This window comes from Rhodococcus sp. EPR-157 (assembly GCF_001647195.1).
Taxonomy (GTDB): Bacteria; Actinomycetota; Actinomycetes; order Mycobacteriales; family Mycobacteriaceae; genus Rhodococcoides.
Window position 1 is genome coordinate 1 of sequence record NZ_LVCV01000089.1, and the last position, 15,116, is coordinate 15,116.

7 protein-coding genes are annotated in these 15,116 nt (G+C 63.5%); 2 read left to right on the forward strand and 5 right to left on the reverse strand.

The window, feature by feature from the left end:
- Positions 1-200: 200 nt before the first annotated feature.
- From A2J03_RS03505 to A2J03_RS03515, 3 genes are all read right to left on the reverse strand, one after another.
- Positions 201-1,568 (reverse strand): IS1096 element passenger TnpR family protein, encoded by a 1,368-nt coding sequence (locus tag A2J03_RS03505; protein WP_068369746.1) that lies wholly within the window; start codon positions 1,566-1,568, stop codon positions 201-203.
- A 101-nt stretch (positions 1,569-1,669) separates the two neighbouring features.
- Positions 1,670-2,215: an LpqN/LpqT family lipoprotein gene (locus tag A2J03_RS03510; RefSeq protein WP_068369749.1), complete on the reverse strand. Its 546-nt coding sequence runs from the start codon at positions 2,213-2,215 to the stop codon at positions 1,670-1,672.
- 20 nt (positions 2,216-2,235) lie between these two features.
- Complete coding sequence (locus tag A2J03_RS03515; protein WP_231912345.1) at positions 2,236-3,090, reverse strand: Cof-type HAD-IIB family hydrolase; 855 nt, start codon at positions 3,088-3,090, stop codon at positions 2,236-2,238.
- Positions 3,091-3,156: 66 nt separating this feature from the next.
- Here A2J03_RS03515 and A2J03_RS03520 point away from each other — a divergent pair, with 66 nt between their 5' ends.
- Entirely contained in the window at positions 3,157-4,032 is an 876-nt protein-coding gene (locus A2J03_RS03520) for an aldo/keto reductase (protein ID WP_068369752.1), read from the forward strand.
- Here the strand turns inward: A2J03_RS03520 and A2J03_RS03525 are convergent.
- Positions 4,029-5,225, reverse strand: a complete 1,197-nt coding sequence (locus tag A2J03_RS03525; RefSeq protein WP_068369755.1) for a metallophosphoesterase — start codon at positions 5,223-5,225, stop codon at positions 4,029-4,031. The genes A2J03_RS03520 and A2J03_RS03525 overlap by 4 nt on opposite strands.
- A 168-nt stretch (positions 5,226-5,393) precedes the next feature.
- Entirely contained in the window at positions 5,394-10,064 is a 4,671-nt protein-coding gene (locus A2J03_RS03530; protein ID WP_082897565.1) for an AAA domain-containing protein, read from the reverse strand.
- An 804-nt stretch (positions 10,065-10,868) separates the two neighbouring features.
- Between A2J03_RS03530 and A2J03_RS03535 the strand changes: the two genes are divergently transcribed.
- A partial coding sequence (locus tag A2J03_RS03535) for an ATP-binding protein (RefSeq protein ID WP_068369758.1) occupies positions 10,869-15,116 on the forward strand: 4,248 nt, incomplete at its 3' end.

Here is a 15,116-nt window from a genome sequence, read left to right on the forward strand (position 1 = left end):
CACAGGACTCACACCTGAAAGCATCAAGGGCAACTGTTCCAGCCTATCCCAGCTTGGTCTCGGACACAAGGCCCGACTCTTGGGGGACAAACCTAGCCACACGCTCCGAACAACTCCCAGTCCGTGAAGACCAAGTCCGTGTCCGTCGCTCTGACTCGACAAAAGTTACGCGACGAGTCGCTCATCTCCAAATCGCCTGGTCAGAGCGGCTTCTGTGTGCGGAGTGCATCGCGAGCGAACCTCCGCGCCCAGCCAGGCGAGTCGGAACCTCCGTCTCCAAGATAGAAGAGCGGACCGTGAGCTCCGATGAGATCCAAGAACGCAACCGTGGGGTGCGCTGCTTTCTGGGCCTCGAACGCATCATCGCCACCGCCACCCCATCCCAGGGCTTGCATCGATTCCACGACCATCTCGTCCCGCTGTGCCGCGGAGGCCGATGCCGCGAGCGCCACCAGATAGAGAGTTCCCGAGTGCTGCTCGTGGTCCTGTCGACCGAGCGGTAGTCGAGCAGCGCAGTGGTGCCACAGTGCGCGGGAGTCATCCGCGAGAAGCGAGCCGGCCTTGGTGCGCACCATCGTTCCTTTCAGCACTCGAACCAGGCCCATGTTTCGGGCGGCTTCCCTGAGATCCGTTGCTTGATGGTGGTCCGTCTCTCGCACGCTGGTACCGACCCAGCCGATGCCCCAGTCCAACTGGTCACGCAGAAGCTCCACGACGGATGGGGGTAGGTGCCCGTCATCGGTCAACTGCACGCCCCGGTCGCCGACGATCTGCAGAAACCACGACACCTTTGCCATCGCAGTTCGCGCGACAGGAAGGTCGACGGAACTCTCGATGGTCAATTCGCATCTGGGCAAGAGCTCGATCAAACGCGGGACCGGCGCACCGAGAACTCGACGGAGGAATCGCGCAATCACAGGTGACGCCGCCGCGCTCTCTACCTCGGTGGAGCGCGACGTCGACGCGCACCGAAGTCGAAGATTCGCGTCGGCGACCGGTGTCGATCGTGTGTCACTTTGCTTGTGCGGGTATGCAATCGGTCTGTCGACCCCTTTTCCGATTGGGCACTCCTCGGCTCCGTCCAGGCACGTCGGCCGCAGGTCATCGATATCGGTGTCGACTGAATGAACACACACCGTGTGAACCCAGTCCAGATAGCGGTAGTGCAGCGTGTCACCGGGTGAGGACAGGAGCGAATCGACCCTGACGTGGTCACCCAGCTGGCCCGCTTCACCTGCCGCAAGAACTTTCGGCGCGCAGTATGTGTGCGCAGCCGATCCTTCGGCCTGCGTCATCGTGTACTGGTCCTGCCCGTCCCACCCGATCGCAGCCTGCAGAATGGTGTGAAGCTCAGGCAACAGAAGGTCGGACCGCACTCTGATGCGCCGCCATACGGTCGGGCCCTCGATCGCCAGGTGCACGTCCATCGTCAGCTGCACTATGTCCGAATACACACTGGTCGGCGCCTCCTCCGCCGCGTCGTACCGGCGAGGACGAGGACGGCTCGGTTCGGTCGGGAGGTCCGGCACCAAGGTCAGGTGCCGCGCTCGTCCGGTGCCATTCCGCATTCCCCGACTGTAGTGAAAGAACGCGACGTCGTGCCGTTGTCGAACGCTCGGACAGTAACGTCCTGTCGCGTTTCACGTCTGACCGCTTCGACGTCCAGACGTCACCGAACAGGCTGGATAAGACCGTCGTTGATTACTGCCACGTCGAATTCCAGCCTGTCGGCATGGTGGGCGAGGAAGGTCACCGTCAACTGCACCAGGTACTGCTCCGGAGATCCCACCACCGCATACCGAGTGGTGACAGCAAGTTCCAACTGCTCGGCCGTGAACGAACCGCGGATGAAGCGAGCGGGCCACCCTCCGAGATTCTCCGCATTGCTGACGCCTTCGTTCCAACCCGGCATGACGCGCGCATCGGTGAAACTGCAGTCCAGCAGACTCGTCGAATCGACTGGCGCAGACAACCTGCCGACGAGAAGTACTGCGTTGGGCGCAAACCCATTCTCCACCAATCCCGGTTCGACCAGGACCGAGGTAGCTCCTGGAAACCGGCCTTCGGGCAACGTCTGCCAACCTGCAGGGACGGCGGCGACGATGCCGAGCTGTGCAGCGTCATCATGACCGAGGGCCTGCACCTCGATGCCGTTCACGGACAAGAACTGGGCGACTGTCGTTCCACCGCTGTGCTGCACCTCTGTATCGGCCATGCTGTTGTCTCCTGCGCTGTTCATCGATCCCGAGCTGATCCCGGAGTGTCGGCATCCGCCACCAGACGTGCCTGCACGAGTCCCTCCAGGTATGCGGCCACGCCGTCGTCGTCGTTCGATGCCAGTACACGATGTGCGATCGACTTGATTTCGGGTAGCGCGTTGGCCGTGGTGAGAGCCGTCCCCGCCCATTCGAGCATAGGAACGTCGTTCAGCGCGTCGCCGACGGCGGCCACGGACTGCTGTTCGACGCCCAACTCCTGGCACAGGCGCGACAGCGCGCTCGCCTTCGACACGCCAGCGGCCGACATCTCGATGTACGGCGCACCCGAATGAGTCAGCTCGACGCCACCGACCTGCGCGGCCGCTACCGTCCGATAGAGCTCGACGCTGGACAGATCGGGGTGACGCGCGACGATCTTGACCGTGGGTTCGGCGGCCAGCACAGTACTCGAGGTGTCCATCTCGAGGGGATCGCGGTGGTGATCGGAGAACACGCACAGTGCGGCGTAGCCGTGCTCGGCGACAAAACGCGTCGGCCCGACGGTGGCGAACACGACCCCCGGCACCAGCTCGCGAACCCGGAGCATCGCCGTCGTCACGGCATCCGCGCCGATCGCTGTTGTCCCCGCAATGACCGGTGTGCCGTCCGCGAGGTCGAGAACCACTGCACCGTTCGCGCCGATCGCCCTGCCCGTGAATCCACACGACTCGGCCAGATCATGAATGGAATGCCGTGCGCGAGCCGATGCCCACACGATGTCGATTCCCACTTCCCGCGCAGCTGCCATCGCGTCGGCCGTTCGCGAGGAGATGGTTCGGTCCGAGCGCAACAACGTGCCATCGAGATCGGTGGCTACTAGGTCGACGGTCACACCTGACGATGATGCCAGCGTCTGGTTTTCCTTCGGTGATGCGGTGCCGTGGCTAGCCTGGGACGTGTGAGTACTCCCAACCTGACCCTCAATTCCGGAACCACGATCCCCCAGCTCGGGCTGGGTGTATGGCAAGCAGCAGACAGTGAAACCGAACATGCTGTGAGGTACGCACTGGATGAGGCGGGATACCGCCACATCGACACCGCCGCCGCCTACGGCAACGAGGAGGCGGTCGGCCGTGGAATCAGTACGTCGTCCGTTGCGCGCGAGGATATCTTCGTCACAACCAAACTCTGGAACGCCGATCAGGGCTACGAGCCTGCGCTGAAAGCGTTCGACGTCAGCCTCGGCAAGCTCGGTCTCGACTACGTCGACCTGTACCTGATCCACTGGCCGCTCCAGAACGACGAGCGTTTGCTGAAGACATGGGATGCCCTCGAGAAGATCGCCGAGACCGGCAGGGCCAAAGCTGTCGGCGTCTGCAATTTCGAGCCACGGCACCTGAAACTGCTGGTCGACCGCGGAGGACTGCTACCAGCGGTGGATCAAGTCGAGTTGCATCCACACCTGACTCAGCAGGCGATCAGAGATGTCGCTGCACAGCACGACATCGCCGTCGAATCGTGGAGTCCCCTCGGCGGGACGAGCAATTCAGGCTGGGGCACAGCGTCCAAGCCCAACACGCTGCTGACCGACGACGTGATCACCGCGATCGCCGATCGCCACGGCAAGTCTGCAGCACAGGTGCTGATTCGGTGGCACCTGCAGAACGGCCTCATCGTGATTCCGAAGTCGGTCCATGACGAGCGGATTGCGCAGAACATCGACGTATTCGACTTCGAGCTGACCGCCGAGGATCTGGGCGAGATCGCGACGCTCGACGACGGAGTTCGCGTCGGCGGACATCCGGACGAGTTGAACATCGGCGCACCGGACTAGCCTGCAGTCGAGCGCAGTGTCAGCACGGTGATCTCGCTTGGCGCGAACACTCGAAAGGGCGGCCCCCAGTAGCCGGTCCCCCGCGAGGTGTACAGCTGAGTGCGATCACCGTGCGTGCTCAGTCCGTGCACCGTCGGCTGATCCAGACGCACCAGGTACTCGAACGGCCAGATCTGCCCGCCGTGAGTGTGGCCCGACACCTGGAGATCGACACCTCGTCGAACGGCCTCGTCGATCTGTTTCGGTTGGTGTGCAAGCAAGAACACCGGAAGCTCCGGATCGGCTCCGTTGAGCGCGCGGTCGAGATCCGCACCGTGCCCTTCGGTGCTCGACCCCGCGGCCGTGCGGTCGTCGACGCCGGCGATCACCAATTCGTCGGTACCTCGACGCACCTCGATGTGCTTGTTGTGCAAGGCAGTCCAACCGATCGACTCCATATGCTCGAGCCATGCCTGAGCCTCACCGAAGTACTCGTGGTTCCCAGTGACGTAAACCTTTGCGTGCCTCGCTCGGACGTCCCGGAGCGGTTCCACCTGGTGACGTCTCCTCGCGACCGAACCGTCAGCGAGATCGCCGATGTGACAAGCGATATCAGCATCGAGCTCGTTGACCTTCTCGACGACCTTCGCCGACCACGCAGCACGGTCGATCGGTCCGTAATGAGTGTCGGTGATCAGCACTACGCGAAGCCCGTCCAACCCCGTGCCGAGTCGAGGAATGCGAACCTCCCTCTCCAGGACACGCGGCACCCTCATTGCCTCGTAGTGACCCCACACCAACAGTCCAGCAACCACGATCACCACAGCCACCGCGATGGTTCGCGAGCGAAGCGGGTCGTCGAATCCGACGAGTCCCAGAATCAACCCGAGTAGCGCGCCGAGTGCGCTCCAGACGAACAGGACCCACACAGCTCCCAGCAGAGTGTCCCCGATTCGCGCGGCACGATCGCTACCACGTGCATGACCGGCCGCCATCGCCGCAGGCAACGCGAAAGCGGCTCCGCCGACCAGAACGCAGCCCGCTATCTGCAGTGCCGTCGGCCACTCGGAGCCCGCGAAGAACACCGTCCACAGCGGTACCCCGAACAGGAGAACGACGACGAGCACAACCGTCGATGTCACGAGTATCCGGCGACTGAGTCGACGCGGAGCCGAGGCTACGTCGTCGACCTCGGTTGGACCTGTTCGTGCCATGAGCAAACCCCCACTGGTGTGACTGCGGTCGCCGAAACGGCGGCTCTACCAAGATACGCGGACAGCCAACCTGTGCACCGGACACGCCATTCCGCCTCCTACAGGTCTCTGCCACGCTAGCGCACCTCGGTGCCGAGGCGCCTACGCCGTCCTTCAGGGAACCGACGTTCAGATCCTCCTGTTGTGAAAACCGTTCACCGGCAACTCGATCGAGACGACCGAGCTGTCCCGTACGTCGGAAGGCATCGTCCAGACCTCGGTCGCGTCCTCCGACGGCACACCCTCGTCCTGCTCCGTGTGCAGCCGGCCGTTCCGGGAGCGGTTCGTAGGTACGGCGTCGGTGAAGTCGCCGGGCATCGCGCTCGGCAACGCAACCTCGGTGACGATGTCGTCGTGCCCCGGATCCAGTTCGACCGGTGTCCATTCGATCGGCTGAACTGGACCGAGTTCGAGGCGCACCGAATCAGGCTCGATACCCGAGGCCGCCAACGTCGACCACAAGCTGCTCATGGCTGCTTCGCGGTCCAGGTAGTACTCGGACTCACGCACCCGCCAGAACGTCCACCCACACCGCTTCAGCTCCTGCTCGCGTCGAAGATTGGCAATCGTGCGCTCGGGGCTTGCCAGGGGTGTGTCACCGTCGCATTCAACGGCCAGCCTGGAGGCTTGTCCGGTCACGACCAGATCGATGCGACGGTTGTTGACCTCCACGCCGGGATTGACATGGTAGCCACGATTACGCAGGTCGCAGAAGATCTGCTGCTCGAACAGCGTCGCGAATTCCTCGCGCCTGATCTCGGGGTCGACGCCGATCGGCATGGGTGCAGCGGGTGCGGGCGATACGGACGTCATGTAGCTGAGTAGTGAGTTACGCAGGTCCGCGCGCTTGAGACGGTCCACCGTCACCGAATGGAACAGCCACAGTTGGTCCTGTGCACGAGATGCAGCAACGTTGAAGCGCCGCTTGAACTGATTCGCGGTGAGAGCGACGAAAGGCTGACTTGGCGATACCACCATCGACAGCAGAACAACGCTCCGCTCGTCGCCCTGGAAATCCGGTGGCGTTCCGACCCTCAGCCGGCGGTCCTCCCATTGGTCGATACCGATTCGTTTGATCAGTTCGTTTCTGATCTCGTCGACCTGCGACGTCCCCTGCAGTACGACGACGCCGAACGTCTTGCCGTCGTACTGGGGGTCGGCAAGGCACTTGACGATCTGTCCGACGATCGCCAGTGCCTCGACGCGATTGACCAGCGAGGCGCCCTTCCCGACGACCGTGGCGTCGGGAACGAATGTGTGACGCAGTGGCGGAAGACGATCCGCGCCGAACTGCCGCACCGGAACCAACGGCGAGTCTCCGTAGAACTGCTGGCTCGACCAGTTGATGATCTCGGGCATCGACCGGAAGTGTTCTCGCAGTCGGACCACCTGGCCGAATCTCGTTCGCAGCATGGAGAACAGGCTCGAGCGTGGAGTCAACGTCGCGCGGACATGCTCGGGAAGGTCTGGGAGGTAGACGTCGAGCCTGTTGAACACATCTTCGAGCGTTCCCGTCTGCGGAACGTCGGCGGGCGCGCACTGCCGGTCGTCGCCGACGACGATGACCCGGGGCGCCAAGTACAGAAGGAACAGGCTGCTGATGTCGGCCTGGCTCGCCTCGTCGACGATGACGACATCGAAGCTGTCCGCGACAGGAGGCACCGACGCAAGTACCTGCGCAAGCGGCATCACCCATGCAGGTACTGCGCTCTGCGCGTCTCGCATCGCCGAACGTGCTGCGCTGCGGAATGTTTCGGCATACTTGCCCGCGCCGGCGCCGATAGCGGAGATGTGCTCTCGATACGTTTGCAGCGCACGGACTTCCACCGCCGTCATTCGCTCGAGACAATCACGCCACGCCATGGCGGCACCGAGTGTCGCCGTCAGATACGCCAGATCCGCTTCGGCGGCATTCAATTCGGCGTCGAGGCGGTGCTCGAGTCCGGCCTGGTGTTGCTCGCTGACCCATTCGCGGGCACGTCGCCAGGCCCACGCCTTGGACATCTGCCAGCTCAGCTCGTCCCATTCAGGATCGGCGGCGGTATCGACGACCAGTTCGTGGAGCGCGGGCGCAGCCTCGACGAGCCTCGCGGAGAGCTCGTCCTGATCGATCTGATCTTTCTGCTCCTCGCACGCGAGGAGGTAGTTGTCGCATGCGTCTGCAACCGCGTCGGCGTCGGCCGAACTCAGGGCCGCGACAAGCGCATTCCCCTCCGGCGATGGCCCGCTGTCCACCTGCACAGCAACGGAATACAGGATCGAATCCAGCTCGCCGCGCGCGACGTCGGCATCGATTCGTGTTGCGATCGCACCGGCCGCGCCGGCGAATTTGGTTGCGTCGTCGAGGTTTCGAATCCACGGAGCCGAAGGTGAGACCGCGTAGAGACGCTGGACCAGGGCGTCACGGGCCGCGAGCGCACCCTCCACCCGAACCAACTTGCTGGTGACGAGCTGGAGGTCGTTGACCTGACGCGAACGTGACCCCTCCGTTGTCACCGTGATCCGCAGATCACTCAGCAGAACGGCTGCCGTGTGCACGATGTCGAGGGCACGAACATGCTCGGTCGCCAGACGCACGGCGGACGCAGACACCGCCGGAGTACCGTCCACGACGGCAACGATGTCGAGCTGTTCGACGGCCTTCTGTTGATCGCTCTTGCGGAATCGCCCCTTCCACTCCTGGCCTGACTCCAGTGCTAGCGCAAAGGATTCCAAAGCCTGCAATGCTGCATTCGAGGTCACCGAGCACTCGACGTCGTGCGCGCCGACGAAGCGATCCGACTGCGCGGCCACCTCGACGGTAGAGACGATCCCGCTCACTCTCGACCACAGGTGGGCCGCCTCACCGGAGAGCACCGAATCGGTCAACTGCCAATAGACCGCGTCGAGCTCCATCACTTCGCGCACGCGCGCATCGAGCTCCTCACACAGGCGCCGGATGTCGAAGGCTGCTGCGGGGTCGACTCCCCCAAGGAACTCGACGAGCTGGGAGGACTGCTCGGACGTCGTGTCCGCAGCGGCGCTCGCCCGGTGACAGAGCGATCGCAGCTCGGCCGAGTTCGGCAGCATCGTATCCAGTGCGGGCAGCGACTGACGGGTACGCGCAGCCCTGCCCGGCGGCGACGTGGCGATGAGACGCCTGAGTCGATCGACCTCGCTACCGCTCAATGGCGGTCGCTCTGCGAACAGTGGGCCCGGGAGCCACTCGTGGGCTTCCTCCAACGAGGTGACCTTACGAACTACGGAAGCGGCCGTACCGCCAAATCCGTCCGAAACATACGGGTGCACAACAGTTTCCGAGTTTCGCAGCTCTGCCACGGCGTCGAGCAGGCCCGTCCGCTTGGCGACTGCTTCGGCGCGCCGAACCTCGAGTGATTCGATCTTCTCGGCGTCGTCGATGTCGTTGTAGGCGGCTTTGCGGTCGGCGATTCGGGCGACGCTGCGACTGAGCTCCTCGGAGCCGCCGCGAGACAAGTCGGTGATCGAGACGCACAACTCTTGCAGTTCGGGCGGAAGCTTGTCCCGGAGTACACGTAGTGCTTGTGACTTCTCACTAGTGACGAGGACACGTTGGCCGCGTGCGAGCAACGATGACACAAGGTTCGCGATCGTATGCGTCTTCCCTGTCCCCGGCGGGCCCTCGACGACCACGCCGCTGTCGCGACCGAGTCGGTGAACGATCTGAGACTGCTCGGCATTGGCAGGAAGAGGGAACATCGGATCTTCGGCGAGCTCCCCCGAGTCCGCCGCCCCGGTACGTTCGAGCCAGGCGAGCCGATCCTCGGGCTCGATGGGTTCGACGAGCTGTGCAAGCCCCAGAGGAATGGAGGCACCTTCTGCACCCAGATCGGCGATCATCTGTTCGTAGTAGTCCAGCAACGCGTACGAGTCTCGCTTGCGCAGGACCAGCGCAGGGGCCAGCGTGAGCGTGGGATGCATCGAATCCCCGAACGACATCGGTCGATCGAGAGCGTCCGGGGTGTCGACCTGCACGTCCAGCGCCGTCCGAGCCCATTCGACGAGAAACTCCGACACCGCCGGTGCCAGCGGGGACGGCACCCGGTCGGTCAGCGATCGCTGCAGCGCGACCGAGCCGGATGCGTCGAAGGCATCGTTCCCGGCGAGCAGACGGGAGTCCTCCAGCCGTGGCTGCGCATGTGCGGCGTACCTGACCAGCAGATCCCCGGTTCGCACGTCACGTTCGACAGTGGCACTCTGCGTCACGAGATGAGTGCGCACTGCACTCGTGGACTCGGTTCCCGCGAGCCCGAGTAGACCCGATGCGACGACGACTTCGACGGACTCGGGCCTCGACGTAAGTTCCTGCATCATCAACTGCAGCGATTCGTACAACGACGCCTGCGGCCTGAGCTTTCGGTCCGCCTCGGCCCACTTACGCCACTTGGCCAGATATGCGGCGAACTCCTGGCGAACCTCGTACGCCTTCCGCACGTCGAAATCGGCATCGGAGTCCTCGTCGACGCCCGGCTGCACGGAATCGACCAACTCGAGGGTTCGGTACCTGCTGTCGGACACCATGGCCGGGTCGACGAGTCCGACCAGGAGTTTCGGCAGCTCAGGAGGATCAACGGCATCCACACGTCCGGCACGAAATGCGACGCCACCCGATCCCGCGTTCCGGTCGAGCCGTGCAGCACCCGCTTCGTCGTCGATCCACTGAATCCGCAGGTGGTCGTCGTAGTCGAGTACCGGTTCGGTGCGCGCCGTGACAATCTCCCGCAAGAATTGCAGTAGTCGAAGTACGCGGCCCTCGACGTTCTGCGAGCCGGGGCCATCCACGTGGTCACGACCGGGAAGCGATGAAGTCGACACTGTTGAACCTCTGAACTACTCGAACGGCCATCTCGAACAGGGCGGATGCTTACAATCACGCGCCAGAGTAGTCGTCACATCCGTATCGGTCATCGGGTCCGTACTTCAGGATTGTTCCCTCGTGCGATTTCACAATGCGTCACCTGACATCCGGGTCCGCATCACATACTCGACACCCATCGCGATCGCGGCCTTCCGGACCGAACCGGAACGCCCCTGGGCTCGATCCCGACACCTGAGGGTTTCGACGATCGCGCAAACCCGACGGGAGCGATCGATCCACTACCCACCAGTAACGTACCCGCCAGTAGTAAGAGGTGACGCGAGCCGCGAAAAGTCAATTCCGACAACGCTACTCGCCAGTATGTCGTCAAGGGTTCCATGAGAATTCCTAGTACGATCGAAAAATTGCCTTGAAATCGATTGCCTTGGTTGATATTTGAACAAGGCGATATCAGTCACACTTGCCGTCTGTGTCGTTGATGTAGCAAATCGCCTGTGTGCCGCTAGAATAAGTCGACATTCCGGCAAGCCCATCCGGTACCGACACGGGCGCGACGGGGAGCAGTCGAGATCGGAGATTCGGGCGTGGTCGCTGTCGCAGTGGCAGCGGCCAGGACGCGGACACAACGAACAACTCCCCTCGGACGAACGACGAAAACCGAATTCGGCCTCCAGACAGCCGGATATCTGATATGAACCCCGACGGGCATCGAAAGATACGCCCGCCGTGGGCCCGACCGAAGTACACCCGAGACGAAGAGAGACACGTTGTTCAAGCGGATTGCAGTAGTCAACAGGGGTGAGGCGGCTGTTCGCCTGATCAGGGCTGTGAAGGAACTCAACGCCGAGTACGACTACGGCATTCGGACGGTGGCGTTGCATACCGAGGCCGAGCGGCGGGCGATGTTCGTGCGTCAGGCCGATGAGGCTGTGATGTTGGGTAGGCCGGAGGTGGGGTCGGCGTATCTCGATTACGGGGTTCTCGAGGCTGCGTTGGTGGCGTCGGGTGCCGATGCGGTGTGGGTGGGGTGGGGTTTCGTGGCGGAGGACCCGACGTTCGCTGACATCGTTGCCCGGTTGAATATCACGTTCATCGGGCCTTCTGCTGCGGCGATGCGTCTGTTGGGGGACAAGGTCGAAGCGAAATTGCTGGCGGAGAAGGTCGGTGTCCCGGTTGCGCCGTGGTCGGGGGGTCCGGTGCAGACCCGCGCGGATGCGCGTCGTCACGCACAGGCGATCGGGTATCCGTTGATCATCAAAGCCCGCTCCGGTGGTGGTGGCCGCGGTATCCGCAAGGTCTATGCCGAGGACGAGTTGGAATTGGCGTTGGAGCGGACTCAGGGTGAAGCGGAACGGTCTTTCGGTGACCCGGTGGTGTTCATCGAACGTCTCGTCACCGACGCCCGCCACGTGGAAGTGCAGGTCATCGCCGACAATCACGGCAATGTGTGGGCGCCGGGTGTGCGGGACTGCTCGATCCAGCGCCGCAATCAGAAGGTCATCGAAGAATCATCGTCACCGTTGTTGAGTCAGGAGCAGGCCGATCACCTGCGGACGGTGTCCGCGGAGTTGGTTCGTGCTGCCGGGTATGTCGGTGCGGGGACGGTGGAGTATCTGTATCAGCCGGAGCAGAAGATCTTCACCTTCCTCGAGGTCAACACCCGTCTGCAGGTCGAGCATCCGATCACCGAGTTCACCACCGGTATCGATCTGGTGAAGTTGCAGATCCTCGTCGCCGACGGCGGGGCACTCGAGGGTGAGTGCCCGGGCGAGTTCGGTCATGCTGTGGAAGCCCGGCTCAATGCCGAGGACGCCGACAATGGTTTCGCGCCGGCACCGGGCAGTGTGGAATTGCTCAAGTTTCCTCTCGGTTCCGGTATCCGTGTCGACACCGGTATCGCTCAGGGCGATGTCATTCCCCCGGACTACGATTCGATGGTCGCGAAGGTCATCGCGTGGGGCCGGGACCGTGACGAGGCGTTCGCGCGGCTGCGGAACGCACTACGCGAGACCACGGTCGTCATCGACGGCGGCACCACCACCAAGTCCTTCCTCCTCGGTTTGCTCGACAAAGAGGAGGTCATCTCCGCGTCCGCTGATACCGGGTGGCTCGATCGCACCGATGCGGGGACCCCGACCGGTCCGACGGTGCATGCCGATGTCGCGATCATCGCTGCTGCGATCGATGCCTACGATGCCGGCGAGGCCCGCGAGCGGGCGGCGTTCCTCTCCTCCGCTCGCGGTGGTCGTCCGCGGGCCAGTCATACCATCGGGCGGACGGTGGAGCTCAGTTATCAGGGTCAGGCCTACAAGCTCGGTGTCGGTCAGATCGGACCGCACCGCTACCAGGTCGAGGGGGACAGTGGCGATCTGCAGGTCGAGGTCGAACGCCTCGGACACTACGAGAGCCGTGTGACTTTGGGGGATCGCCGCTTCTCCGTTGTCACGGTTGCTGGTGCCGCGCATTTCCTGGTCGAGGTCGATGGGATTTCGCATCAGATCAGTCAGGACGAAGCGGGGTTGGTGCGTGCTCCTGCTCCGGCGGTCGTGGTTGCTGTCCCTGTCGCGGTCGGTGACGAGGTCGAGGCCGGTCAGACGTTGGTGGTGCTCGAGTCGATGAAGATGGAGACCGCGGTCCGTGCCCCCTACGCGGGGACGGTCCGTGAGGTGTTGGCGTCGGTGAACGGGCAGGTCGATTCGGGGGCTGCGTTGTTGCGGGTCGATCAGGCCGGGGAGCAGAAAGCGTCCTCGCAGACCGCGCGGGTTCAGTTCCGGACCGTTGACAGCGTCGAGGGTGAGAGCGCGAGTTGTCAGGCGTTGGCGCGGCTGAGCGAGTTGTCGGCGTTGATCACCGGTTTCGATGTCGGTGCGCCGCGGGCTCGTGTGCTGCTCGCCGAGTACGAACGACTGCGTAGTGCGGTGCCGCGGGAGGACACTGCGGTGGTGGAGGCGGAGTTGGCGTTGCTGAACACCTTCGCCGATATCTGCGAGCTCTCGCGTAATCGTCCGACGATGGATGAGGAGAACACCGACGAACGTGTTCATTCTCCGCGTGAGCATTTTCATTCGTTTCTGCATTCACTGGATTCCGATATTCAGGGATTGCCGGAGGCGTTCCGCAGCAAGCTCTCTCGGGTGTTGCATCATTACGATGCCGATGATCTCGAGCGCAGTCCCGAGCTCGAAGAAGCGGTCTACCGGGTGTTTCTGGCGTTGCAGCGGATCGAGAATCAAGTCCCGGTCATCGCGGCGTTGCTCGATCACTGGCTCACCGACACCGCAGCGCAACCGACATCAGGGATCGGTGACGTCCTCGAACGGTTGATCGTGGCCACCCAAGCCCGCTACCCCGTCATCGGTGACGTCGCACGCAACCTCCGATTCCGCCTCTTCGACGCCCCACAAATCCGTCGGGCACGCGATCAGGTCTACGACGGAGTCCGCGGCAGCCTGCAATACCTCGCCGAAAACCCCGACGCACCCGACTACGCCGCCCGCATCGACGCACTCGTCTCGACACCGGAACCGCTGATCGACCTGCTGACGTCGAGGATCGACAACCCGGGCGCCCTGCTCGAGGTCATCACTCGTCAGTTCTACGAAATTCGAACCCTCGAAGACATCAAGGCGTTCGATCGCGAAGGCAAGCATTTCGTCACCGGCAATTTCGAGCTCGCCGGCGAGCGTCTTCAGCTGGTCTCGACGGCAACGGCATTCGCGGACCTGTCCGCGACCATCGACGCAATCGACGACATCGCAGGCCCAGCCCCCGAGCACCTCGCGGTCGATCTGTACCTCGCGTGGCCCGATGCGCCGGCCGACGGTGACGAGGTCGCCGAGGTCATCCTTGCCGTGCTCAGCGAGCACCCCCGCACCCGCGGGTGGCGCCGGATCACGATTACCGTGTGCGGCACCGATGTTCGCCACGTGACGTTCCGGCGCACCACCACGGAGGGTTCCGAGCCGTTGGTCGAGGATGTTGTCATCCGGGACATGCATCCGTTGACTGGGCAACGTCTGGACCTGTGGCGGCTGAAGAACTTCGACGGCACACGCTTGCCCGCCACCACCGGAACGTACCTGTTCCACCTCACCGCGAAAGACAACCCCTCCGACGAACGCCTGATGGCACTCGCCGAAATCCGCGGCGTCACCACCCAACTCGACGAACACGGCAACGTCGTCGCCGTACCGGAAATCGAACGCACCGTCGCAGCATGCCTCGACGGCATCCGCCGCGCACAATCCGGACGCGGCCGCAAACGACTCGACGCCAACCGCGTCACCCTCTACGTCTGGCCCGTCCTCGACGTCCCCGAAGACCGCCTCGCCACCATCGCCCGCCACATCGCACCCTCCACCATCGGTGCCGGCCTGGAAGAAATCACCCTCATCGCCCGCCTCAAAAACGGACCCACCGCCACCCCACGCGACGTCGCGATCCGCTTCTCCTACCGCCCCGGCGCCGGCATCGTCGCCAAAATCACCGACAAACCCACCGAACCCCTACGCCCACTCGACGAATACACCCAAAAAGTCCAGCGCTCCCAAGCCCGCGGCACCGTCTACCCCTACGAACTGATCCCACTGCTCACCGGCACCGACGGCACCTTCACCGAATACGACTTCGACACATCGGGTGTCCTGACACCGGTCGAGCGCCCCTACGGCCACAACACCGCCGGCATCATCACCGGCATCATCACCACCCCCTCCGCCCGCTACCCCGACGGCATGACCCGAGTCGCACTCTTCGGCGACCCCACCAAAGCCCTCGGCACCGTCGCCGAAGCCGAATGCTCCCGCATCGTCGCCGCCATCGACCTCGCCGAACAACTGGGCGCACCCGTCGAATGGTTCGCCCTGTCCTCCGGCGCCACCATCTCCATGACCACCGGCACCGAAAACATGGACTGGGTCTCCCGCGGACTACGCCGCATCATCACCTTCACCCAAGCCGGCGGTGAAATCAACATCATCGTCGCCGGCATCAACGTCGGCGCCCAGCCCTACTGG